Below are 20504 nucleotides of genomic sequence, written 5' to 3'. Positions count from 1 at the left end.
GCAAGACAACAGTGGAGCTAGTAGATGGCAACTATCAACCAGCTGGTACGTCAGCCGCGTAAGCGTATCGTCGAGAAATCCGACGTGCCTGCGCTGCAGAACTGCCCGCAACGCCGTGGCGTGTGCACCCGTGTGTACACCACCACGCCGAAAAAACCTAACTCGGCACTGCGTAAAGTATGCCGTGTGCGTCTGACCAACGGTTTCGAGGTTTCCTCGTACATCGGCGGTGAAGGCCACAACCTGCAAGAGCACAGCGTGGTACTGATCCGCGGCGGTCGTGTAAAAGACTTGCCAGGTGTTCGTTACCACACTGTTCGCGGTTCGTTGGATACTTCCGGTGTTAAAGGTCGTAACCAGGGTCGTTCGAAGTACGGTACCAAGCGTCCGAAGTAATCGGCCGTTTTGCAGTTTTTCATTTTATTGAGTCGATAAGAGTAAGGTCGGGCACGCATCCACAGGAGCTGTCCCGGGCTAACCTGAAGACCGTTTGAGGGCTTATCAATGCCAAGACGTCGCGTAGCAGCCAAGCGTGAGATTCTGGACGATCCGAAATACGGAAGCCAAATCCTCGCCAAATTCATGAACCACGTAATGGAAAGCGGCAAGAAAGCCGTTGCCGAGCGTATCGTTTATGGTGCCCTGGATACCGTGAAGGCTCGTAAGGCCGGCACCGATCCCCTGGAACTCTTCGAAAAAGCACTCGACGCCATCGCTCCGCTGGTCGAAGTGAAGTCGCGCCGCGTTGGTGGTGCTACTTACCAGGTTCCGGTCGAAGTTCGTCCTTCCCGTCGTAACGCTCTGGCAATGCGCTGGTTGGTAGACTACGCCCGCAAGCGCGGCGAGAAGTCTATGGCTCTGCGTTTGGCTGGCGAACTGTTGGACGCTGCCGAAGGTAAAGGTGCTGCAGTTAAGAAGCGTGAAGACGTTCACCGTATGGCTGAAGCCAACAAGGCTTTCTCGCACTACCGCTTCTAATTTTAGCGTCACTAATTTTGCGAGGGCTTTATGGCTCGTACAACACCGATTAATCGCTACCGTAACATTGGTATCGTTGCACACGTGGATGCTGGTAAAACCACCACCACTGAGCGCGTCCTTTTTTACACTGGCAAAAGTCACAAAATGGGCGAGGTGCATGACGGCGCCGCGACCACAGACTGGATGGTGCAGGAGCAGGAGCGTGGTATTACCATTACTTCTGCTGCCATTACCGCCTTCTGGCAGGGTTCCGCCAAGCAGCACAAAGACCAGTACCGTTTCAACGTCATCGATACCCCGGGCCACGTAGACTTCACTATTGAAGTAGAACGTTCCCTGCGTGTACTCGACGGCGCGGTCGTTGTGTTCTGCGGTACTTCCGGCGTTGAGCCTCAGTCCGAAACCGTATGGCGTCAAGCCAACAAGTACGGTGTTCCACGTATCGTTTACGTGAACAAGATGGACCGTGCCGGTGCGAACTTCCTGCGCGTGATCGCTCAGATCAAACAGCGTCTGGGTCACACTCCGGTGCCTATCCAGTTGGCTATCGGTTCCGAAGACAACTTCCAGGGTCAGATCGATCTGATGACCATGGAAGCGGTTTACTGGAACGATGCCGACAAGGGTATGACTCCTCGTCGTGAAGCCATCCCTGCTGAACTGCAGGAACTGGCTGAAGAGTGGCGCAACAACATGGTTGAGGCTGCGGCCGAAGCCAGCGAAGAGCTGATGAACAAGTACCTTGAAGGTGAAGAGCTCACCATCGAGGAAATCAAGGGTGCTCTGCGTCAGCGTACTATCGCTGGTGAGATCGTTCTGGCTGTTTGCGGTTCTTCCTTCAAGAACAAGGGTGTTCCCCTGGTTCTCGACGCCGTTATCGACTACCTGCCGGCTCCAACCGACATTCCTGCCATCAAGGGTACTGACCCGGATGACGAGGAAAAGCAAATGGAGCGTCATGCAGACGACAACGAGCCGTTCTCGGCTCTGGCGTTCAAGATCGCTACCGACCCATTCGTGGGTACCTTGACTTTCGTCCGTGTTTACTCGGGCGTGTTGGCCTCCGGCGACGGCGTGATCAACTCGGTCAAAGGCAAGAAAGAGCGCGTGGGCCGTATGGTGCAGATGCACGCAAACGCCCGTGAAGAGATCAAGGAAGTACGCGCTGGTGACATCGCGGCCCTGATCGGCATGAAGGACGTCACCACTGGTGAAACCTTGTGCAACGCTGACAAGCCAATCATCCTGGTTCGCATGGACTTCCCGGAGCCGGTTATTTCGGTTGCCGTTGAGCCTAAGACCAAGGATGACCAGGAAAAAATGGGTATCGCTCTGGGCAAACTTGCTCAGGAAGACCCGTCTTTCCGCGTCAAGACTGATGAAGAGACTGGTCAAACGATCATCTCTGGCATGGGCGAGTTGCACCTGGACATCCTGGTTGACCGGATGCGCCGTGAGTTCAACGTCGAAGCCAACATCGGTAAGCCTCAGGTTTCGTATCGTGAGCGCATCACGAAGAATTGCGAAATCGAAGGCAAGTTCGTTCGTCAGTCCGGCGGTCGTGGCCAGTTCGGCCACTGCTGGATCCGTTTTGCTCCTGCTGACGAAGGTCAGGAAGGTCTGCAATTCGTGAACGAAGTAGTGGGTGGTGTGGTTCCTAAGGAATACATCCCGGCTATCCAGAAGGGTATCGAAGAGCAGATGAAGAACGGCGTAGTTGCCGGCTATCCGCTGATCGGCCTGAAGGCTACCGTGTTTGATGGTTCTTACCACGACGTCGACTCGAACGAGATGGCGTTTAAGGTGGCTGCTTCCATGGCGACCAAGCAACTGGCCCAGAAGGGCGGTGGTGAGTTGCTCGAGCCGATCATGGCGGTAGAGGTTGTTACGCCTGAAGACTATATGGGTGACGTGATGGGCGACCTTAACCGTCGTCGCGGCATGATTCTGGGTATGGAAGACACGGTCTCCGGTAAGGTGATCCGTGCTGAAGTTCCGTTGGGCGAGATGTTCGGTTATGCGACCGACGTTCGTTCGATGTCCCAGGGTCGCGCAAGCTACTCTATGGAATTCAAAAAATACAATACAGCTCCGTCGCACATCGTCGAAACTGTAACCAAAAAACAAGGCTGATTCAGTCCTTTAGGCAAGGAGTTAATTGTCGTGGCTAAAGAAAAATTTGATCGTTCCCTACCGCACGTCAACGTTGGCACCATTGGTCACGTTGACCACGGTAAAACCACTCTGACCGCAGCTCTGACTCGCGTTTGCTCCGAAGTTTTCGGTTCCGCAATCGTTGATTTCGATAAAATCGACAGCGCTCCAGAAGAAAAAGCTCGTGGTATCACCATCAACACCGCGCACGTCGAGTACAACTCGAAGATCCGTCACTACGCTCACGTTGACTGCCCAGGTCACGCTGACTATGTGAAGAACATGATCACCGGTGCTGCCCAGATGGACGGCGCGATCCTGGTTTGCTCGGCCGCTGATGGTCCGATGCCACAAACCCGTGAGCACATCCTGCTGTCCCGTCAGGTAGGCGTTCCGTACATCGTGGTTTTCCTGAACAAGGCTGACCTGGTAGACGACGCTGAGCTGCTGGAACTGGTCGAAATGGAAGTTCGCGACCTGCTGTCCACCTACGACTTCCCGGGCGATGACACTCCAATCATCATCGGTTCGGCTCGTATGGCGCTGGAAGGCAAAGACGACAACGAAATGGGCACCACTGCCGTTCGTAAACTGGTTGAAACTCTGGACAGCTACATCCCAGAACCAGAGCGTGCTATCGACAAGCCATTCCTGATGCCAATCGAAGACGTATTCTCGATCTCGGGTCGTGGTACTGTTGTGACTGGTCGTATCGAGCGCGGTATCGTTCGCGTTCAAGATGCACTGGAAATCGTTGGTCTGCGTGACACCACCACTACCACCTGCACCGGTGTTGAAATGTTCCGCAAGCTGCTCGACGAAGGTCGTGCTGGCGAGAACTGCGGCGTTCTGCTGCGTGGTACCAAGCGTGACGACGTTGAGCGTGGCCAGGTTCTGGTTAAGCCAGGTTCGGTTAAGCCGCACACCAAGTTCACCGCAGAAGTTTACGTTCTGAGCAAGGAAGAAGGCGGTCGTCACACTCCGTTCTTCAAAGGCTACCGTCCACAGTTCTACTTCCGTACTACTGACGTGACTGGTAACTGCCAGCTGCCAGAAGGCGTTGAAATGGTAATGCCAGGTGATAACATCCAGATGGAAGTTACCCTGATCAAGACCATCGCAATGGAAGACGGCTTGCGTTTCGCTATCCGTGAAGGCGGTCGTACCGTCGGCGCTGGCGTCGTAGCCAAAATCATCGAGTAAGCATCTCTTTTGAGATAGTTTCGATGCTTTGAAAAAGCCCCCGCTCAGCGGGGGCTTTTTTATTGGGTTGACACCCATCTGGGGCGTCTATAGAATTGCGCCTCCTTTTAACGGGCGTATTGCGCTCGGTGGGAATAGCAGCCGGAGTCTGAAATCCAATGCAAAATCAGCAAATCCGTATCAGGTTGAAGGCTTTCGACCATCGCCTGATCGACCAATCAACCCAGGAAATCGTGGAAACCGCGAAACGTACTGGTGCTCAAGTGCGTGGTCCAATTCCACTGCCTACCCGTAAAGAGCGGTTCACCGTTCTGGTCTCCCCGCACGTCAACAAAGACGCGCGTGACCAGTACGAGATCCGTACTCATAAGCGCGTTCTGGACATCGTCCAGCCAACGGATAAAACCGTTGATGCTCTTATGAAGCTTGATCTTGCGGCCGGTGTGGAAGTGCAGATCAGCCTCGGCTAAGACTCGGTCTTAGTCGTGTAACGCTCTGAAATGGGCGGCCATAGCGGGTGAAAGCCCCGTACACTCATGAGGTTTACAACATGACTATTGGTGTAGTCGGTCGTAAATGCGGTATGACCCGTATTTTCACCGAAGAAGGTGTCTCCATTCCGGTCACGGTCATTGAGATCGAACCGAATCGCGTCACCCAGTTCAAAACTGAAGAGACCGATGGCTATCGTGCAGTGCAAGTCACTGTCGGCGAGCGTCGTGCTTCGCGTGTAACAGCAGCTCAGGCTGGCCACTTCGCTAAAGCGAACGTTGCCGCCGGTCGTACCGTAATGGAATTCCGCCTTGAAGAAGGCGAGTACCAGGCCGGCGATCTGATCAACGCTGAAATCTTCGCCGCTGGTCAACTGGTTGATGTAACCGGTCAGTCCAAGGGTAAAGGCTTCCAGGGTACGATCAAGCGTTGGAATTTCCGCGGGCAAGATAACACCCACGGTAACTCCGTATCCCACCGCGTTCCAGGCTCTATCGGCCAGTGCCAGACTCCTGGTCGTGTATTCAAGGGCAAAAAAATGTCCGGTCATATGGGCGCTGAGCGCGTGACCGTGCAGTCCCTCGAAGTAGTGCGCGTGGACGCTGAACGCAATCTGTTGTTGGTCAAGGGCGCTGTTCCTGGCGCTACTGGCGGCAACTTGGTTGTACGTCCAGCAGCCAAGGCTCGCGGTTAAGGGGAAGCTGACATGCAATTAAATGTAAATGACGCTCAAGCGATCGAAGTTTCCGAACTGACATTTGGCGGCGAATTCAACGAGACGCTGGTTCACCAAGCAGTCGTGGCCTACATGGCCGGCGGCCGTCAGGGCTCCAAGCAGCAAAAGACCCGTTCCGACGTTCGTGGTGGCGGTAAGCGCCCATGGCGTCAGAAAGGTACTGGCCGTGCTCGTGCCGGTACTATCCGTAGCCCAATCTGGCGTGGCGGCGGTACCACTTTCGCAGCTCGTCCTCAGGATCACTCCCAGAAGCTGAACAAGAAGATGTATCGCGCAGCAATGCGTTCCATCCTTGCTGAGCTGGTGCGTACTGATCGTCTGGTCGTGGTTCAGGATTTCGCCGTTGAAACGCCGAAAACCAAAGACCTGCTGGGCAAACTGAACAACATGAGCCTGACCGACGTTCTGATCGTGTCCGACGCTGTTGATCAGAACCTGTACCTGGCTGCTCGTAACCTGCCACACGTAGATGTACGTGACGTGCAAGGTTCCGATCCAGTTAGTCTGATCGCATACGACAAGGTGTTGATCACCGTGTCGGCCGTGAAGAAATTCGAGGAGCTGCTGGGATGAACCAGGAACGCGTATTTAAAGTTCTGCTTGGCCCGCACGTTTCCGAGAAGGCTACGGTTCTGGCAGACAAGAAAGGCCAGTTCGTTTTCAAGGTTGCTACCGACGCAACCAAGCTGGAAATCAAGAAGGCCGTCGAAAGCCTGTTCAGCGTGAAAGTAGAGCGTGTTACTACCCTGAATGTTCTGGGTAAGAGCAAGCGCACTGCTCGCGGTCTGGGCAAGCGTAATGACTGGAAGAAGGCAGTTATCTCCCTTCAGCCAGGCCAAGATCTCGATTTCAGCAGCAGTGCTGAGTAAGGAAGGGGTGCATCATGGCAATCGTTAAGTGCAAACCGACTTCCCCTGGCCGCCGTTTTGTGGTCAAGGTGGTCAACCAGGAGCTGCATAAAGGCGCTCCTCACGCACCGCTGCTCGAGAAGAAATCGAAGACTGGTGGTCGTAACAACAATGGCCGTATTACCACTCGTCACATCGGTGGTGGTCATAAGCAGCATTATCGTCTGGTCGACTTCCGTCGCAACGACAAAGATGGCATCTCTGCCACTGTCGAGCGTATCGAATACGATCCAAACCGTACTGCTCACATCGCTCTGCTGCTGTACGCAGATGGCGAGCGTCGCTACATCATCGCCCCTAAAGGCGTGAGCGCTGGCGACCAGCTGATCGCAGGTGCCCTGGCACCGATCAAGCCGGGCAACGCTCTGCAACTGCGCAACATTCCAGTTGGTAGCACCGTACACGGCATCGAATTGAAGCCAGGTAAAGGCGCTCAGATCGCTCGTTCCGCTGGTGCTTCGGCTCAGCTGATCGCTCGTGAAGGCGTGTACGTTACCCTGCGTCTGCGTTCCGGTGAAATGCGTAAAGTCCTGGCTGAATGCCGTGCGACCCTGGGCGAAGTCTCGAACTCCGAGCACAGCCTGCGTTCGCTGGGTAAAGCTGGTGCCAAACGCTGGCGTGGCGTTCGCCCAACCGTTCGTGGTGTTGCCATGAACCCGGTTGACCACCCACATGGTGGTGGTGAAGGTCGTACCTCTGGTGGTCGTCATCCGGTATCGCCATGGGGCTTCCCGACTAAGGGCGCGAAGACTCGTGGTAATAAGCGTACCGACAAAATGATCGTCCGTCGTCGCAAGTAAATAGAGGGATACGACAGTGCCACGTTCTCTGAAAAAAGGTCCTTTTATCGATCTTCACCTACTGAAGAAGATCGAAGTGGCGGCGGAAAAGAACGATCGCAAACCGGTGAAAACCTGGTCGCGTCGTTCGATGATCCTGCCACAAATGGTCGGTTTGACCATCGCAGTACACAACGGTCGTCAGCACGTCCCAGTTCTCGTGAACGAAGACATGGTCGGCCACAAACTGGGCGAGTTCGCCGGTACCCGCACTTATCGCGGGCACGTGGCAGACAAGAAAGCCAAGCGTTAAGGGGTTAGGAAATGGAAGTAGCCGCTAAGTTGTCGGGCGCTCGAATCTCCGCCCAGAAAGCCCGCTTGGTCGCCGACCAGATCCGCGGGAAGAAGGTGGGCGAAGCGCTCAACCTGTTGGCTTTCAGCAGTAAGAAAGCCGCCGAGATCATGAAGAAAGTGCTGGAGTCGGCCGTAGCCAACGCCGAGCATAACGAAGGCGCAGACGTTGATGACCTGAAGGTCAGCACCGTTTTCGTCAACGAAGGGCGTTCGCTGAAGCGCATCATGCCACGTGCCAAAGGCCGTGCTGATCGCATCGTCAAGCGGTCTTGCCATATCACTGTCAAGGTTGCTGACAAGTAACGGAGTCGAAGAGATGGGTCAGAAAGTACATCCCATTGGCATTCGCCTGGGAATCGTCAAGGAGCACACCTCCGTCTGGTACGCAGACGGTCGGACTTATGCGGACTATTTGCTCGCAGATCTGAAGGTGCGTGAGTATCTCCAAGACAAACTAAAAAGCGCGTCCGTAAGCCGTATCGATATCCATCGTCCGGCCCAAACTGCACGTATCACCATCCACACCGCTCGTCCAGGTATCGTTATCGGGAAGAAAGGTGAAGATGTTGAGAAACTGCGTCAGGACCTGACCAAGCAAATGGGTGTGCCTGTGCACATCAATATCGAAGAGATCCGCAAGCCGGAGCTCGACGGTATGCTGGTTGCGCAGAGCGTAGCTCAGCAGCTGGAGCGTCGTGTAATGTTCCGTCGCGCTATGAAGCGCGCCGTACAGAACGCCATGCGCATTGGTGCCAAAGGCATCAAAATCCAAGTGAGCGGTCGTCTCGGCGGTGCTGAAATCGCACGTACTGAATGGTATCGCGAAGGTCGTGTGCCATTGCACACCCTGCGTGCCGACATCGACTATGCCAACTACGAAGCTCACACCACTTACGGTGTGATCGGTGTAAAGGTTTGGATCTTCAAAGGCGAAGTAATTGGTGGTCGCCAAGAAGAACTGAAACCACAAGCACCAGCGCCTCGTAAAAAAGCTGCTAAGTAAGGGGTACGCCAAATGTTGCAACCAAAGCGTACGAAGTTCCGCAAGCAAATGACTGGTCACAACCGTGGCCTGGCATTGCGCGGTAGCAAAGTCAGCTTCGGCGAGTTCGCGCTGAAGTCTGTTGCTCGTGGTCGTCTCACCGCTCGTCAGATCGAGTCAGCGCGTCGTGCTCTGACCCGTCACGTAAAACGTGGCGGCAAGATCTGGATCCGTGTATTCCCGGACAAGCCTATTTCCAAGAAGCCACTCGAAGTTCGGATGGGTAAAGGTAAGGGTAACGTCGAATACTGGGTTGCCCAGATTCAGCCAGGCAAAGTCCTGTATGAAATCGAGGGTGTTTCTGAAGAGCTGGCGCGTGAGGCTTTCGCCCTGGCTGCTGCAAAGCTGCCGCTCGCCACCTCCTTTGTTAAACGGACGGTGATGTGATGAAAGCGAATGAACTTCGTGAAAAATCCGCACAGCAGCTGAACGAGCAACTGCTCGGCTTGCTGCGCGACCAGTTCAATCTGCGTATGCAGAAAGCAACTGGCCAGTTGGGGCAGTCTCATCTGCTCTCGCAAGTTAAGCGTGACATCGCTCGCGTGAAGACTGTGCTCAACCAGCAGGCAGGTAAGTAATCATGGCTGAAGCCGAAAAAACTGTCCGTACGCTGACTGGCCGTGTTGTCAGCGACAAGATGGACAAAACCATCACCGTTCTGATCGAGCGTCGCGTTAAGCACCCGATCTACGGTAAATACGTTAAGCGTTCGACTAAGCTGCACGCGCACGACGAAACCAATCAGTGCCACATCGGCGACAAAGTCACTATTCGTGAAACTCGTCCTTTGGCCAAGACCAAGTCTTGGGCGCTGGTTGATGTTCTCGAACGCGCTGTGGAAGTCTAAGGACTAGGGGTCGGAGAAATTATATGATTCAGACTCAATCCATGCTCGATGTGGCCGATAACAGCGGCGCTCGCCGCGTTATGTGCATCAAGGTGCTGGGTGGCTCCCATCGTCGTTACGCTGGTATCGGTGACATCATCAAAGTTACCGTCAAGGAAGCAATTCCTCGCGGTAAAGTGAAAAAAGGCCAAGTGATGACTGCTGTTGTAGTCCGCACTCGTCACGGCGTACGTCGTGCTGATGGCTCCATTATCCGCTTTGATGGCAACGCTGCTGTTCTTCTGAACAACAAGCAAGAGCCGATCGGCACCCGTATCTTTGGGCCAGTGACCCGTGAACTTCGTACTGAGAAGTTCATGAAGATCGTCTCGCTCGCCCCAGAAGTGCTGTAAGGAGATCCGACATGCAAAAGATTCGTCGTGACGACGAGATCATCGTGATCGCCGGCAAAGACAAAGGTAAGCGCGGTAAGGTGCTTAAGGTTCTCGCTAACAACCGTTTGGTTATTGGTGGTCTGAACCTGGTCAAGCGTCATACCAAGCCTAACCCTATGTCGGGCGTGCAGGGCGGTATCGTCGAAAAAGAAGCTCCACTGGATGCTTCTAACGTCGCCATTTTCAACGGCGAAACCAACAAGGCTGACCGCGTTGGTTTCAAAGTAGAAGACGGCAAGAAAATTCGTGTCTTCAAGTCGACCCAAAAAGCGGTTGATGCTTGAACACTGCTAGGTAGATGAGACCATGGCACGACTAAAAGAGATTTACCGGAAGGAAATTGCTCCGAAACTTAAGGAAGAACTTAAGCTTTCGAACGTGATGGAAGTTCCGCGCGTTACCAAAATCACCCTGAACATGGGTCTGGGCGAAGCGATCGGCGACAAAAAAGTCATCGAGCACGCTGTTGCTGACCTGGAAAAGATCACCGGCCAGAAAGTCGTTGTGACCTACGCTCGCAAATCCATCGCAGGCTTTAAAGTCCGTGAAGGTTGGCCGATCGGCGTCAAAGTGACTCTGCGCCGTGAGCGTATGTACGAATTCCTGGATCGTCTGCTGTCGATCTCCCTGCCTCGGGTTCGCGACTTCCGCGGCCTGAATGCCAAGTCCTTCGATGGTCGTGGTAACTACAGCATGGGCGTAAAAGAGCAGATCATCTTCCCGGAAATCGACTACGACAAGATCGATGCTCTCCGCGGTCTGGACATCACCCTGACCACCACTGCCAAGAACGATGATGAAGGCCGCGCTCTGCTGCGTGCGTTCAAATTCCCGTTCCGCAACTGATTGGAGTAGGACCATGGCCAAGATGAGCATGAAAAACCGCGAGCTGAAGCGTCAGCTCACGGTTGCCAAGTACGCCAAGAAGCGTGCAGCACTGAAAGCTATCATCGTTGATCTGAACGCAAGTCCAGAAGCGCGTTGGGAAGCTACAGTGGCTCTGCAGAAGCAGCCACGTGACGCAAGCGCTTCGCGCATGCGTAACCGCTGCCGCCTGACCGGTCGTCCACACGGCGTTTACCGCAAGTTCGGCCTCGGCCGTAACAAGCTGCGTGAAGCTGCCATGCGTGGTGACGTACCGGGTCTGGTTAAAGCCAGCTGGTAAGTACTGTCAAAGTCTCGGTGTCCAGGATCGCAAGATCCTGACCACCGGTGGCCTTGAATCTGGATCAAGCCCCTTTTGGGGCTTGATTCATTTCTGGGGTGTGTCTAGAATACCCGGCTCGCCTGAGCCCGTGTTTTTCATGCTCGGAGATTCTCGGCGACACGTAATAGCCGCAAGGCTAATTTTTTTGTATTAGGAGCGTCTAGCCCATGAGTATGCAGGACCCGTTAGCGGACATGCTAACTCGTATCCGTAATGCCCAGATGGCTGAAAAGTCCGTCGTAAGCATGCCATCTTCCACGTTGAAGGTAGCTGTTGCCAAAGTCCTGAAGGACGAAGGTTACATTGCGGGTTATCAGATCAGCAGCGAAATCAAACCACTGCTGTCCATCGAGCTGAAGTACTTCGAAGGCCGTCCGGTTATCGAAGAAGTGAAGCGCGTTAGCCGTCCAGGCCTGCGTCAGTACAAGTCCGTCGATGATCTGCCAAAAGTTCGTGGCGGTCTCGGTGTGTCTATCGTCTCCACCAACAAGGGTGTGATGACTGATCGTGCTGCGCGCGCTGCCGGTGTCGGCGGCGAAGTTCTTTGCACTGTGTTCTAAGGGGGGATAAGCATGTCTCGCGTCGCTAAGAACCCCGTTAAGCTGCCAGCCGGTGTCGAAGTAAAATTCGCAGGCCAACAGCTTTCGGTGAAGGGTGCCAAGGGCACTCTCGAACTGAACATCCATTCGTCCGTTGAGATCGTTGAAGAAGCTGGTGAGCTGCGTTTCGCTGCTCGCAATGGCGATCAACAAACTCGCGCAATGGCTGGTACCACTCGTGCGTTGGTAAACAACATGGTCCAAGGCGTAAGCCAAGGCTTCGAGCGCAAGCTCCAGCTGGTCGGTGTTGGTTACAAAGCGCAAGCAAAAGGCACAGTGCTGAACCTGGCTCTTGGCTTCTCGCACCCAGTGGATTACGAACTGCCGGAAGGCATCACCGCTGAGACTCCTAGCCAGACCGATATCCTGATCAAGGGCATCGACAAGCAGCTGGTAGGTCAAGTGGCCGCCGAGATCCGCGACTTCCGTCCACCAGAGCCGTACAAAGGCAAAGGTGTGCGCTACGCGGACGAAGTCGTCCGTCGTAAAGAAGCCAAGAAGAAGTAGGGCATAGCAAATGACCGACAAAAAAGTTACTCGACTGCGTCGCGCTCGCAAAGCACGCCTGAAAATGCACGAACTCGAAGTCGTGCGTCTCTGCGTGTTCCGCTCTTCGCAGCACATCTACGCCCAGGTCATTTCGGCCGACGGCAACAAAGTCCTGGCAAGCGCCTCGACTTTGGATAAAGAACTGCGTGATGGTGCCACCGGCAACATCGACGCGGCCACTAAGGTTGGCCAGCTGGTCGCTACGCGTGCTAAGGCCGCTGGCGTCTCGCAAGTGGCTTTCGACCGCTCTGGCTTCAAGTACCACGGCCGCGTTAAAGCGCTGGCTGATGCTGCTCGTGAAGCTGGGCTGGAGTTCTAAGTTATGTCAAATAACGACCAAAAGCGCGACGAAGGCTACATCGAGAAGCTGGTTCAAGTTAACCGCGTAGCCAAAACCGTTAAAGGCGGCCGTATCTTCACTTTCACCGCGTTGACCGTGGTTGGTGATGGTAAGGGCCGTGTTGGCTTCGGCCGTGGCAAGTCGCGTGAAGTGCCTGCTGCGATCCAGAAGGCAATGGAAGCTGCTCGCCGCAACATGATCCAGGTTGATCTGAACGGCACCACTCTGCAGTACGCAATGAAGTCCGCTCACGGCGCTTCGAAGGTGTACATGCAGCCTGCTTCTGAAGGTACCGGTATCATCGCTGGCGGCGCTATGCGTGCTGTCCTCGAAGTTGCTGGCGTTCAGAACGTTCTGGCCAAGTGCTACGGCTCGACTAACCCGGTAAACGTGGTTCACGCCACTTTCAAGGGTTTGAAAGCAATGCAGTCTCCTGAATCCATTGCCGCCAAGCGTGGCAAAAGCGTCAAGGAGATCTTCTGATCATGGCTACCGTAAAAGTAACGCTGATCAAAAGCATGACCGGCCGTATCCCTAACCACAAACTGTGCGTTAAGGGTCTGGGTCTGCGTCGCATCGGTCACACTGTAGAAGTCCTGGATACTCCCGAGAATCGCGGGATGATCAACAAGGCTTACTACATGCTGCGTGTCGAGGGTTAATCGATGAAACTCAATGATCTGAGTCCAGCGCCGGGTTCCCGTCGCGAAAAGCATCGTCCGGGCCGTGGTATCGGTAGCGGTTTGGGTAAGACTGGTGGCCGTGGTCACAAAGGTCAGACCTCCCGCTCCGGTGGCACCATTGCTCCAGGCTTTGAAGGCGGTCAACAGCCGCTGCATCGTCGCCTGCCGAAGTTCGGTTTCGTTTCCCTGAAGGCCATGGACCGCGCAGAAGTGCGTCTGTCCGAGCTGGCTAAAGTGGAAGGCGACATCGTCACCGTGCAGTCCCTGAAAGATGCCAACGTGATCAACGTCAACGTACAGCGTGTGAAAATCATGCTGTCCGGTGAAGTGACTCGCGCTGTCACTATCGGCAAGGGAATCGGCGCCACCAAAGGTGCGCGTGCGGCTATCGAAGCAGCTGGCGGCAAGTTCGAGGAATAAATGGCTAAGCAAGGTGCTCTCTCTGCGCTCGGCAAAGGCGGTATGTCTGAACTCTGGGCTCGTCTGCGTTTTCTGTTCCTGGCGATTATCGTCTACCGAATAGGCGCACACATCCCGGTTCCAGGTATCAACCCGGACCGACTCGCGGACCTGTTTCGACAGAATGAGGGGACCATTCTTAGCTTGTTCAACATGTTTTCCGGCGGCGCGCTGGAACGGATGAGCATCTTTGCACTGGGGATCATGCCGTACATTTCGGCATCGATCATCATGCAGCTGATGACCGCCGTCAGCCCGCAGCTGGAGCAGTTGAAGAAGGAAGGTGAAGCTGGCCGTCGCAAGATCAGCCAGTACACCCGCTACGGCACTGTCGTCCTCGCTCTCGTCCAGGCCATTGGCATGTCCATTGGTCTGGCGGGGCAGGGCGTTGCGTTCACTGGTGACTTTGGCTTCCATTTCGTCGCGGTAACCACATTTGTGGCTGGTGCGATGTTCATGATGTGGCTGGGTGAGCAGATTACTGAGCGTGGTGTTGGCAACGGTATCTCGATGTTGATTTTTTCGGGTATCGTCGCCGGTCTTCCGAGAGCGATCGGGCAGTCTTTCGAGTCTGCACGTCAGGGTGATATCAACATCTTCGCCCTGGTTGCCATCGGTTTGCTGGCAGTAGCGATTATCGGTTTCGTGGTGTTCATTGAGCGTGGTCAGCGTCGTATTGCTGTTCACTACGCCAAGCGTCAGCAGGGCCGCAAGGTCTTCGCTGCGCAGACCAGCCACTTGCCGCTGAAGGTGAACATGGCCGGTGTTATTCCGGCTATTTTCGCGAGCAGCATTTTGCTGTTCCCGGCTTCGTTGGGTGCCTGGTTCGGTCAGTCTGAAGGTATGGGCTGGTTGCAGGACATCTCGCAGTCGATCGCTCCTGGTCAGCCGTTGAATATTCTGCTGTTTAGTGCAGGGATTATTTTCTTCTGCTTCTTCTATACGGCGTTGATGTTCAATCCGAAAGACGTAGCGGAAAACCTGAAGAAGTCCGGTGCCTTTATTCCGGGCATCCGTCCAGGTGAGCAGTCTGCGCGCTACATTGATGGCGTTCTGACTCGCTTGACCATGTTCGGTGCTCTTTACATGACGGCCGTCTGCCTGTTGCCCCAGTTCCTGGTGGTTGCAGCCAACGTACCGTTCTACCTTGGCGGGACCTCGTTGCTGATCGTCGTCGTGGTTGTGATGGACTTCATGTCCCAAGTACAATCGCACCTCGTTTCGCACCAGTACGAATCCCTGATGAAGAAAGCCAACCTGAAGGGTTACGGCAGCGGCATGCTGCGCTGACCCATAAGGTTCGAGGAGTTGGTGATGAAAGTTCGTGCATCGGTGAAAAAGCTGTGCCGTAACTGCAAGATTATTCGCCGCGAAGGTGTTGTTCGAGTAATTTGCAGCGCGGAACCGCGTCACAAACAGCGCCAAGGCTGAGTGTGATTGTGCTTCAAGCCCGGCAGCTAGTGCGCTGCCGGGTTGATTATTTGTTATTACAGCGATATTATCTCGCGCCCTATTTCTTGGCTTCCGGGGCGTAGGTAGCTGTCAATTGGAGTCCCACTGAATGGCCCGTATTGCAGGCGTTAACATTCCAGATAACAAGCATACTGTTATCTCGCTGACCTACATCTATGGTGTTGGTCGCACTACTGCACAGAAAATTTGTGCAGAGACTGGGGTAAACCCAGCAGCAAAGATCAAAGATCTGAGCGACGAGCAAATTGAACAGCTGCGTGGCGAAGTGGCGAAGTTCACCACTGAAGGTGACCTGCGTCGCGAAATCAACATGAAAATCAAGCGCTTGATGGACCTCGGTTGCTATCGCGGTCTGCGTCATCGTCGCGGTCTTCCAGTGCGCGGTCAGCGTACCAAGACCAACGCGCGTACCCGTAAAGGTCCGCGTAAGCCGATCCGCAAGTAATCGCCCCAGCGAATCGACAGGAATTTAATCATGGCAAAACCTGCTGCTCGTCCTCGTAAAAAAGTTAAAAAGACAGTGGTTGATGGCATCGCCCACATCCATGCATCTTTTAACAACACCATCGTGACCATCACCGACCGTCAAGGTAACGCTCTTTCCTGGGCTACCTCCGGTGGTTCGGGTTTCCGCGGTTCCCGCAAGTCCACCCCGTTTGCTGCTCAAGTAGCTGCTGAACGTGCTGGTCAAGCTGCGCTGGAATACGGCCTGAAAAACCTCGACGTCAACGTCAAAGGTCCAGGTCCAGGTCGTGAATCCGCAGTCCGCGCTTTGAACGGCTGTGGCTACAAGATCGCCAGCATCACCGACGTGACGCCAATCCCGCACAACGGGTGCCGTCCGCCGAAGAAGCGCCGCGTGTAATCCAGGAGATTGTAAAGAATGGCTCGTTACATTGGTCCAAAATGCAAACTCGCTCGTCGCGAAGGCACCGATCTCTTCCTGAAGAGCGGCGTGCGCGCGATCGAATCGAAGTGCAACATTGAAGCAGCACCTGGTATCCACGGCCAACGCCGCGGTCGCCAGTCCGACTACGGCACCCAACTGCGTGAAAAGCAGAAGGTCCGTCGTATCTACGGCGTTCTCGAGCGTCAATTCAGCGGCTACTACAAAGAAGCTGCTGGCAAGAAAGGTGCAACCGGTGAAAACCTGCTGCAACTGCTCGAATGCCGTCTGGACAACGTTGTATACCGTATGGGCTTTGGTTCGACTCGTGCCGAATCCCGTCAGCTGGTATCGCACAAGTCGATCAGCGTAAACGGTCAGACCGTTAACGTTCCGTCCTACCAGGTTCGTGCTGGTGACGTGGTCGCTGTTCGCGAGAAAGCAAAAAATCAACTTCGCATTGTCCAAGCTCTCGATCTGTGTGCCCAACGTGGCCGCGTAGAATGGGTAGAAGTAGACACTGAGAAGAAGTCGGGCGTTTTCAAGAACGTTCCAGCTCGCAGTGATCTGTCCGCCGACATCAACGAAAGCCTGATTGTCGAGCTCTACTCCAAGTAAGGGCTAGAAAATAGGTGCATCCATGCAGATTTCGGTAAATGAGTTCCTGACACCCCGCCACATTGATGTGCAGGTTGTCAGTCCAACCCGCGCCAAGATCACTCTCGAGCCTCTCGAGCGTGGCTTTGGCCATACCCTGGGCAACGCGCTGCGCCGCATCCTGTTGTCCTCAATGCCCGGCTGTGCAGTAGTCGAGGCCGAGATTGACGGTGTGCTCCACGAGTACAGCGCCATCGAAGGTGTACAGGAAGACGTAATTGAAATCCTGTTGAACCTTAAAGGTCTGGCTATCAAGCTGCACGGTCGTGACGAAGTTACGCTGACCTTGTCGAAGAAGGGTTCGGGGGTGGTTACCGCTGCCGATATTCAGCTGGATCATGATGTCGAGATCGTTAATCCCGATCACGTAATCGCTAACCTGGCGTCTAACGGCGCCCTGAACATGAAGCTCGTAGTAGCTCGTGGTCGTGGTTATGAACCGGCAGATTCGCGTCAGAGCGATGAAGACGAAAGCCGCAGCATCGGTCGCTTGCAGCTTGACTCTTCGTTCAGCCCGGTTCGCCGTATCGCATACGTGGTGGAAAACGCCCGTGTCGAGCAGCGTACTAACCTGGACAAGCTGGTTATTGATCTGGAAACCAACGGTACTCTGGATCCTGAAGAGGCAATTCGCCGCGCTGCAACCATTCTGCAACAGCAGTTGGCTGCGTTCGTCGACCTCAAGGGTGACAGTGAGCCAGTGGTTGTCGAGCAGGAAGACGAGATCGATCCGATCCTGCTTCGCCCGGTTGACGATCTGGAACTGACTGTACGTTCGGCTAACTGCCTTAAGGCGGAAAACATCTACTACATCGGCGACCTGATTCAGCGTACCGAAGTAGAGCTGTTGAAGACTCCGAACCTGGGCAAGAAATCCTTGACTGAAATCAAGGACGTTCTGGCCTCCCGCGGTCTGTCCCTCGGCATGCGCCTCGACAACTGGCCGCCTGCAAGTCTTAAGAAGGACGACAAGGCGACTGCCTGATCGTCGTAATCACCGAACGTAGTGTTTGGTAAGGAATGAACCATGCGTCATCGTAAAAGTGGTCGTCACCTGAGCCGCACCAGCTCGCACCGCAAGGCCATGTTCCAAAACATGGCGGTGTCGCTGTTCGAGCACGAGCTGATCAAAACTACTCTGCCAAAAGCTAAAGAACTGCGCCGCGTTGCCGAGCCGCTGATCACTTTGGCCAAGATAGATAGCGTTGCTAACCGCCGTCTGGCTTTCGACCGTACTCGTTCGAAAGCTATCGTTGGTAAGCTCTTCAACGACCTGGGCAAGCGTTACGCTACCCGTGAGGGTGGCTACCTGCGCATCCTCAAGTGCGGTTTCCGCGCTGGCGACAACGCGCCTATGGCGTACGTCGAGTTGGTTGATCGTGCTACTGCCGGCGAAGCTGTATCTGCCGAGTAAGACGTCAGTCTGAAACAAAGAACCGGGCCTAGTGCCCGGTTTTTTGTGCCTGTAAGAAACGCGCCGTTTGTACAAGCGTCTCCTTCGTCCGCATCGGCATTATGTGATGGGGATGATCATTAGTTTTTCTCTATCGATGTCTGCAAGTTAATGAATTTGTAGCTGTCATATTGATGATCAATACTCCTTCTCAGCCGATAGCCGGCAGTTCAAGACCGACAGAGGAAGGAAGATCGCATGAGCCAAAACAAAACGCTTACCACCGCCAGTGGCGCTCCTGTTGCCGATAACCAGAATTCCCGTTCCGCCGGCCCTCGTGGCCCGCTGCTGCTCGACGACTTTCACCTGATCGAGAAGCTTGCCCACTTCAACCGTGAAAACATCCCTGAGCGCCGTGTGCACGCCAAAGGCTCGGGTGCCTACGGTACGTTCACCGTGACGCGCGATATCACTCAATACACCAGCGCGAAGCTGTTTGAGGCAGTTGGCAAGCAAACCCCGACTTTCCTGCGGTTTTCCACTGTGGGTGGCGAGCGTGGTTCGGCCGATACCGAGCGTGATCCGCGCGGCTTTGCTTTGAAGTTCTACACCGAGGAAGGCAACTGGGACATCGTTGGTAACAACACCCCCGTGTTCTTCATTCGCGATCCACTGAAGTTTCCGGACTTTATCCACACCCAGAAGCGTTTGCCGCAAAGCAATCTGAAGAGTGCCCAGATGATGTGGGACTTCTGGTCGCACTCGCCCGAGGCGCTGCACCAGGTCACCATCCTGTTCTCCGACCGGGGTATCCCTGATGGATACCGCCACATGCACGGCTTCGGCAGCCACACTTACAGCCTCATCAACGCTCAAGGTGAGCGTCACTGGGTGAAGTGGCACTACAAGACCAAACAAGGGATCAAGAACCTTGCTCCTGCCGAGGCGGCGCGCCTGGCGGGTACTGATCCGGATTACGCCCAGCGCGACTTGTTCAATGCCATCGAGCAGGGGGATTTCCCGAAATGGCGCGTGTGCATTCAGATCATGAGCGAGGCTCAGGCGGCGGCGCACTACGAGAACCCGTTTGATGTCACCAAAACCTGGTCGCAGAAAGAGTTTCCACTGATTGAAGTCGGAGAGTTGGAGCTCAATCGCAATCCGCAGAACTACTTCGCGGAAGTCGAGCAAGCGGCGTTCGGTCCCAGCAATATGGTTCCAGGCGTCGGTCTGTCGCCGGATCGTATGCTGCAAGGTCGGGTCTTCGCCTACGCGGACGCTCATCGCTACCGTGTCGGCACCAATCACCAGCAGCTGCCCGTCAACGCTGCGCGCAGTCCGGTCAACAGTTACCAGCGCGATGGTTCGATGGCTTTTGGCAGCAATGGCGGCTCGACGCCGAACTACGAGCCGAACAGCTACGTCGAGTCGCCGAAGCAGGCGCCTCGTTACGCAGAGCCGGCGTTGGCCCTCAGTGGCGCCGCTGATCGTTACGACCACCGTGAAGATACTGATTACTACAGTCATGCCGGCGCGTTGTTCCGCTTGATGACTGAAGAGCAGAAATCGCTGCTGGTCGGCAACATCGCCGGTGCGATGGCGGGTGTGTCGAGTGATGTGGTTGACCGTCAGTTGCAGCACTTCTATAAGGCTGACCCGGCGTATGGAGAAGCAATCGCAAAGCTGCTCAACGTACAGCTTAACGAAGTCTAAATGAGAAGCAGAACCGCCCTTGTTTGGGCGGTTTTTGCGTTATTTCAACCTGTTTTCTCAGAATATCTTCGCTTTTATTGCGTCTTGCGAGTGACGATAAGGGCATGTTGGTTCAAACTACAACTTTCAAGCAGGGAGATGTAGGGCGATGCAAGGCCACCCAGATGTGATCGATTACCTCAACACGTTGCTGACCGGCGAACTGGCCGCGCGTGATCAATATTTCGTCCACTCGCGGATGTATGAGGACTGGGGTTTCACCAAGCTCTACGAACGAATCAACCACGAGATGGAAGAGGAAGCAGGGCACGCTGATGCCCTGATGCGCCGGATTCTGATGCTCGAAGGCACGCCGCGCATGCGTGCGGACGATCTCGATGTCGGCACCACGGTGACCGAGATGCTCGAAGCGGATTTGCGCCTGGAATACAAGGTGCGGGCTGCGCTGTGCAAGGGCATCAAGCTCTGCGAGCAGCACAAGGACTATGTCAGCCGCGAAATGCTGCGGGTTCAATTACACGACACCGAAGAAGATCACACCTACTGGCTCGAGAAGCAGTTGGGTCTGATCAAGTTGATCGGGCTTGAGAACTACCTGCAATCCCACACCTGATT

34 protein-coding genes are annotated in these 20504 nt (G+C 54.8%); all 34 read left to right on the top strand.

Annotated elements, in window-relative coordinates; translation table 11 throughout:
• Window positions 1-24: 24 nt before the first annotated feature.
• Window positions 25-396 carry a 30S ribosomal protein S12 gene (gene rpsL, locus AC3IT9_RS26225; protein ID WP_003186084.1) on the top strand — a complete coding sequence of 124 codons (372 nt, stop codon included), beginning with the start codon at window positions 25-27 and terminating at the stop codon, window positions 394-396.
• Window positions 397-504: 108 nt separating this feature from the next.
• Window positions 505-978: a 30S ribosomal protein S7 gene (rpsG, locus tag AC3IT9_RS26220; RefSeq protein ID WP_007994653.1), complete on the top strand. Its 474-nt coding sequence runs from the start codon at window positions 505-507 to the stop codon at window positions 976-978.
• A 30-nt stretch (window positions 979-1008) separates the two neighbouring features.
• Window positions 1009-3114, top strand: coding sequence for an elongation factor G (gene fusA / locus AC3IT9_RS26215; protein WP_007994652.1), 2106 nt, complete (start codon window positions 1009-1011; stop codon window positions 3112-3114).
• Window positions 3115-3144: 30 nt separating this feature from the next.
• On the top strand, window positions 3145-4338 hold the full coding sequence (tuf, locus tag AC3IT9_RS26210; RefSeq protein ID WP_008053875.1) for an elongation factor Tu: 1194 nt from the start codon (window positions 3145-3147) through the stop codon (window positions 4336-4338).
• A 158-nt stretch (window positions 4339-4496) separates the two neighbouring features.
• Entirely contained in the window at window positions 4497-4808 is a 312-nt protein-coding gene (gene rpsJ, locus AC3IT9_RS26205) for a 30S ribosomal protein S10 (RefSeq protein WP_003186070.1), read from the top strand.
• A gap of 80 nt (window positions 4809-4888) precedes the next feature.
• Entirely contained in the window at window positions 4889-5524 is a 636-nt protein-coding gene (rplC, locus tag AC3IT9_RS26200; protein ID WP_003186059.1) for a 50S ribosomal protein L3, read from the top strand.
• Window positions 5525-5536: 12 nt separating this feature from the next.
• Window positions 5537-6139 (top strand): 50S ribosomal protein L4, encoded by a 603-nt coding sequence (gene rplD / locus AC3IT9_RS26195; protein WP_003228735.1) that lies wholly within the window; start codon window positions 5537-5539, stop codon window positions 6137-6139.
• Entirely contained in the window at window positions 6136-6435 is a 300-nt protein-coding gene (gene rplW / locus AC3IT9_RS26190; RefSeq protein ID WP_002555488.1) for a 50S ribosomal protein L23, read from the top strand. Before rplD ends, rplW begins: the two co-directional genes overlap by 4 nt.
• A gap of 14 nt (window positions 6436-6449) precedes the next feature.
• Entirely contained in the window at window positions 6450-7274 is an 825-nt protein-coding gene (rplB, locus tag AC3IT9_RS26185) for a 50S ribosomal protein L2 (protein ID WP_003176423.1), read from the top strand.
• A gap of 16 nt (window positions 7275-7290) precedes the next feature.
• Window positions 7291-7566: a 30S ribosomal protein S19 gene (gene rpsS / locus AC3IT9_RS26180; protein WP_002555486.1), complete on the top strand. Its 276-nt coding sequence runs from the start codon at window positions 7291-7293 to the stop codon at window positions 7564-7566.
• Window positions 7567-7577: 11 nt separating this feature from the next.
• Complete coding sequence (rplV, locus tag AC3IT9_RS26175) at window positions 7578-7910, top strand: 50S ribosomal protein L22 (protein ID WP_003103908.1); 333 nt, start codon at window positions 7578-7580, stop codon at window positions 7908-7910.
• 13 nt (window positions 7911-7923) lie between these two features.
• Window positions 7924-8610, top strand: a complete 687-nt coding sequence (rpsC, locus tag AC3IT9_RS26170; protein WP_008065719.1) for a 30S ribosomal protein S3 — start codon at window positions 7924-7926, stop codon at window positions 8608-8610.
• 12 nt (window positions 8611-8622) lie between these two features.
• Window positions 8623-9036, top strand: a complete 414-nt coding sequence (gene rplP / locus AC3IT9_RS26165; protein ID WP_003228729.1) for a 50S ribosomal protein L16 — start codon at window positions 8623-8625, stop codon at window positions 9034-9036.
• Complete coding sequence (gene rpmC / locus AC3IT9_RS26160; RefSeq protein ID WP_002555481.1) at window positions 9036-9227, top strand: 50S ribosomal protein L29; 192 nt, start codon at window positions 9036-9038, stop codon at window positions 9225-9227. Before rplP ends, rpmC begins: the two co-directional genes overlap by 1 nt.
• A gap of 2 nt (window positions 9228-9229) precedes the next feature.
• Window positions 9230-9496 (top strand): 30S ribosomal protein S17, encoded by a 267-nt coding sequence (gene rpsQ / locus AC3IT9_RS26155; protein ID WP_003176419.1) that lies wholly within the window; start codon window positions 9230-9232, stop codon window positions 9494-9496.
• Window positions 9497-9519: 23 nt separating this feature from the next.
• Entirely contained in the window at window positions 9520-9888 is a 369-nt protein-coding gene (gene rplN / locus AC3IT9_RS26150) for a 50S ribosomal protein L14 (RefSeq protein ID WP_002555479.1), read from the top strand.
• Window positions 9889-9899: 11 nt separating this feature from the next.
• Window positions 9900-10214: a 50S ribosomal protein L24 gene (rplX, locus tag AC3IT9_RS26145; protein WP_003176416.1), complete on the top strand. Its 315-nt coding sequence runs from the start codon at window positions 9900-9902 to the stop codon at window positions 10212-10214.
• Between the two features lie 22 nt (window positions 10215-10236).
• The gene (rplE, locus tag AC3IT9_RS26140) at window positions 10237-10776 is read left to right on the top strand and encodes a 50S ribosomal protein L5 (protein WP_003210069.1); all 540 of its coding nucleotides are present in this window, start codon (window positions 10237-10239) and stop codon (window positions 10774-10776) included.
• A 13-nt stretch (window positions 10777-10789) separates the two neighbouring features.
• The gene (rpsN, locus tag AC3IT9_RS26135) at window positions 10790-11095 is read left to right on the top strand and encodes a 30S ribosomal protein S14 (protein WP_003176414.1); all 306 of its coding nucleotides are present in this window, start codon (window positions 10790-10792) and stop codon (window positions 11093-11095) included.
• 209 nt (window positions 11096-11304) lie between these two features.
• The gene (gene rpsH / locus AC3IT9_RS26130; RefSeq protein WP_003186040.1) at window positions 11305-11697 is read left to right on the top strand and encodes a 30S ribosomal protein S8; all 393 of its coding nucleotides are present in this window, start codon (window positions 11305-11307) and stop codon (window positions 11695-11697) included.
• 12 nt (window positions 11698-11709) lie between these two features.
• Window positions 11710-12243, top strand: a complete 534-nt coding sequence (gene rplF, locus AC3IT9_RS26125) for a 50S ribosomal protein L6 (protein WP_003176412.1) — start codon at window positions 11710-11712, stop codon at window positions 12241-12243.
• A gap of 10 nt (window positions 12244-12253) precedes the next feature.
• Window positions 12254-12604 carry a 50S ribosomal protein L18 gene (rplR, locus tag AC3IT9_RS26120; RefSeq protein ID WP_003186037.1) on the top strand — a complete coding sequence of 117 codons (351 nt, stop codon included), beginning with the start codon at window positions 12254-12256 and terminating at the stop codon, window positions 12602-12604.
• Window positions 12605-12607: 3 nt separating this feature from the next.
• Window positions 12608-13108 carry a 30S ribosomal protein S5 gene (rpsE, locus tag AC3IT9_RS26115; protein WP_003186035.1) on the top strand — a complete coding sequence of 167 codons (501 nt, stop codon included), beginning with the start codon at window positions 12608-12610 and terminating at the stop codon, window positions 13106-13108.
• Window positions 13109-13110: 2 nt separating this feature from the next.
• Complete coding sequence (rpmD, locus tag AC3IT9_RS26110) at window positions 13111-13287, top strand: 50S ribosomal protein L30 (protein WP_003186033.1); 177 nt, start codon at window positions 13111-13113, stop codon at window positions 13285-13287.
• Between the two features lie 3 nt (window positions 13288-13290).
• The gene (gene rplO / locus AC3IT9_RS26105; RefSeq protein ID WP_003228720.1) at window positions 13291-13728 is read left to right on the top strand and encodes a 50S ribosomal protein L15; all 438 of its coding nucleotides are present in this window, start codon (window positions 13291-13293) and stop codon (window positions 13726-13728) included.
• The gene (gene secY / locus AC3IT9_RS26100; RefSeq protein ID WP_042610655.1) at window positions 13729-15057 is read left to right on the top strand and encodes a preprotein translocase subunit SecY; all 1329 of its coding nucleotides are present in this window, start codon (window positions 13729-13731) and stop codon (window positions 15055-15057) included.
• 24 nt (window positions 15058-15081) lie between these two features.
• A complete protein-coding gene (rpmJ, locus tag AC3IT9_RS26095; protein ID WP_002555468.1) occupies window positions 15082-15198 on the top strand; it encodes a 50S ribosomal protein L36 in 117 nt (38 codons plus the stop codon).
• A gap of 130 nt (window positions 15199-15328) precedes the next feature.
• The gene (gene rpsM / locus AC3IT9_RS26090) at window positions 15329-15685 is read left to right on the top strand and encodes a 30S ribosomal protein S13 (RefSeq protein WP_009045849.1); all 357 of its coding nucleotides are present in this window, start codon (window positions 15329-15331) and stop codon (window positions 15683-15685) included.
• A gap of 30 nt (window positions 15686-15715) precedes the next feature.
• Window positions 15716-16105: a 30S ribosomal protein S11 gene (gene rpsK / locus AC3IT9_RS26085; RefSeq protein ID WP_002555466.1), complete on the top strand. Its 390-nt coding sequence runs from the start codon at window positions 15716-15718 to the stop codon at window positions 16103-16105.
• An 18-nt stretch (window positions 16106-16123) separates the two neighbouring features.
• Window positions 16124-16744 carry a 30S ribosomal protein S4 gene (gene rpsD / locus AC3IT9_RS26080; RefSeq protein WP_003176404.1) on the top strand — a complete coding sequence of 207 codons (621 nt, stop codon included), beginning with the start codon at window positions 16124-16126 and terminating at the stop codon, window positions 16742-16744.
• A 22-nt stretch (window positions 16745-16766) separates the two neighbouring features.
• Window positions 16767-17768, top strand: coding sequence for a DNA-directed RNA polymerase subunit alpha (locus AC3IT9_RS26075; protein ID WP_007970428.1), 1002 nt, complete (start codon window positions 16767-16769; stop codon window positions 17766-17768).
• A 42-nt stretch (window positions 17769-17810) separates the two neighbouring features.
• Entirely contained in the window at window positions 17811-18197 is a 387-nt protein-coding gene (gene rplQ / locus AC3IT9_RS26070; RefSeq protein WP_046041617.1) for a 50S ribosomal protein L17, read from the top strand.
• Between the two features lie 237 nt (window positions 18198-18434).
• Window positions 18435-19889: a catalase gene (locus tag AC3IT9_RS26065; protein ID WP_489271342.1), complete on the top strand. Its 1455-nt coding sequence runs from the start codon at window positions 18435-18437 to the stop codon at window positions 19887-19889.
• 148 nt (window positions 19890-20037) lie between these two features.
• The gene (gene bfr / locus AC3IT9_RS26060; RefSeq protein WP_150726869.1) at window positions 20038-20502 is read left to right on the top strand and encodes a bacterioferritin; all 465 of its coding nucleotides are present in this window, start codon (window positions 20038-20040) and stop codon (window positions 20500-20502) included.
• Window positions 20503-20504: the final 2 nt, after the last annotated feature.

Source organism: Pseudomonas sp. KH_046_1, assembly GCF_057839025.1.
This window is presented reverse-complemented; position numbering and strand designations above follow the sequence as displayed.

Excerpts from the sequence above, each read along its gene's own strand:
- rpsH (WP_003186040.1), top strand. The coding sequence starts at position 11,305 with ATGAGTATGCAGGACCCGTTAGCGGACATGCTAACTCGTATCCGTAAT.
- rplP (WP_003228729.1), top strand. The coding sequence starts at position 8,623 with ATGTTGCAACCAAAGCGTACGAAGTTCCGCAAGCAAATGACTGGTCAC.
- rplE (WP_003210069.1), top strand. The coding sequence starts at position 10,237 with ATGGCACGACTAAAAGAGATTTACCGGAAGGAAATTGCTCCGAAACTT.
- rpsG (WP_007994653.1), top strand. The coding sequence starts at position 505 with ATGCCAAGACGTCGCGTAGCAGCCAAGCGTGAGATTCTGGACGATCCG.
- rplB (WP_003176423.1), top strand. The coding sequence starts at position 6,450 with ATGGCAATCGTTAAGTGCAAACCGACTTCCCCTGGCCGCCGTTTTGTG.
- rpsM (WP_009045849.1), top strand. The coding sequence starts at position 15,329 with ATGGCCCGTATTGCAGGCGTTAACATTCCAGATAACAAGCATACTGTT.
- rpsE (WP_003186035.1), top strand. The coding sequence starts at position 12,608 with ATGTCAAATAACGACCAAAAGCGCGACGAAGGCTACATCGAGAAGCTG.
- rpsN (WP_003176414.1), top strand. The coding sequence starts at position 10,790 with ATGGCCAAGATGAGCATGAAAAACCGCGAGCTGAAGCGTCAGCTCACG.
- AC3IT9_RS26065 (WP_489271342.1), top strand. The coding sequence starts at position 18,435 with ATGAGCCAAAACAAAACGCTTACCACCGCCAGTGGCGCTCCTGTTGCC.
- rpsC (WP_008065719.1), top strand. The coding sequence starts at position 7,924 with ATGGGTCAGAAAGTACATCCCATTGGCATTCGCCTGGGAATCGTCAAG.
- fusA (WP_007994652.1), top strand. The coding sequence starts at position 1,009 with ATGGCTCGTACAACACCGATTAATCGCTACCGTAACATTGGTATCGTT.
- rpmD (WP_003186033.1), top strand. The coding sequence starts at position 13,111 with ATGGCTACCGTAAAAGTAACGCTGATCAAAAGCATGACCGGCCGTATC.
- rplV (WP_003103908.1), top strand. The coding sequence starts at position 7,578 with ATGGAAGTAGCCGCTAAGTTGTCGGGCGCTCGAATCTCCGCCCAGAAA.
- rpsJ (WP_003186070.1), top strand. The coding sequence starts at position 4,497 with ATGCAAAATCAGCAAATCCGTATCAGGTTGAAGGCTTTCGACCATCGC.
- rpsL (WP_003186084.1), top strand. The coding sequence starts at position 25 with ATGGCAACTATCAACCAGCTGGTACGTCAGCCGCGTAAGCGTATCGTC.
- rplN (WP_002555479.1), top strand. The coding sequence starts at position 9,520 with ATGATTCAGACTCAATCCATGCTCGATGTGGCCGATAACAGCGGCGCT.
- rpsD (WP_003176404.1), top strand. The coding sequence starts at position 16,124 with ATGGCTCGTTACATTGGTCCAAAATGCAAACTCGCTCGTCGCGAAGGC.
- rplF (WP_003176412.1), top strand. The coding sequence starts at position 11,710 with ATGTCTCGCGTCGCTAAGAACCCCGTTAAGCTGCCAGCCGGTGTCGAA.
- rplQ (WP_046041617.1), top strand. The coding sequence starts at position 17,811 with ATGCGTCATCGTAAAAGTGGTCGTCACCTGAGCCGCACCAGCTCGCAC.
- rpmC (WP_002555481.1), top strand. The coding sequence starts at position 9,036 with ATGAAAGCGAATGAACTTCGTGAAAAATCCGCACAGCAGCTGAACGAG.
- secY (WP_042610655.1), top strand. The coding sequence starts at position 13,729 with ATGGCTAAGCAAGGTGCTCTCTCTGCGCTCGGCAAAGGCGGTATGTCT.
- rplX (WP_003176416.1), top strand. The coding sequence starts at position 9,900 with ATGCAAAAGATTCGTCGTGACGACGAGATCATCGTGATCGCCGGCAAA.
- rplD (WP_003228735.1), top strand. The coding sequence starts at position 5,537 with ATGCAATTAAATGTAAATGACGCTCAAGCGATCGAAGTTTCCGAACTG.
- AC3IT9_RS26075 (WP_007970428.1), top strand. The coding sequence starts at position 16,767 with ATGCAGATTTCGGTAAATGAGTTCCTGACACCCCGCCACATTGATGTG.
- rplC (WP_003186059.1), top strand. The coding sequence starts at position 4,889 with ATGACTATTGGTGTAGTCGGTCGTAAATGCGGTATGACCCGTATTTTC.
- rpmJ (WP_002555468.1), top strand. The coding sequence starts at position 15,082 with ATGAAAGTTCGTGCATCGGTGAAAAAGCTGTGCCGTAACTGCAAGATT.
- bfr (WP_150726869.1), top strand. The coding sequence starts at position 20,038 with ATGCAAGGCCACCCAGATGTGATCGATTACCTCAACACGTTGCTGACC.
- rpsQ (WP_003176419.1), top strand. The coding sequence starts at position 9,230 with ATGGCTGAAGCCGAAAAAACTGTCCGTACGCTGACTGGCCGTGTTGTC.
- rplO (WP_003228720.1), top strand. The coding sequence starts at position 13,291 with ATGAAACTCAATGATCTGAGTCCAGCGCCGGGTTCCCGTCGCGAAAAG.
- rplW (WP_002555488.1), top strand. The coding sequence starts at position 6,136 with ATGAACCAGGAACGCGTATTTAAAGTTCTGCTTGGCCCGCACGTTTCC.
- rpsK (WP_002555466.1), top strand. The coding sequence starts at position 15,716 with ATGGCAAAACCTGCTGCTCGTCCTCGTAAAAAAGTTAAAAAGACAGTG.
- rplR (WP_003186037.1), top strand. The coding sequence starts at position 12,254 with ATGACCGACAAAAAAGTTACTCGACTGCGTCGCGCTCGCAAAGCACGC.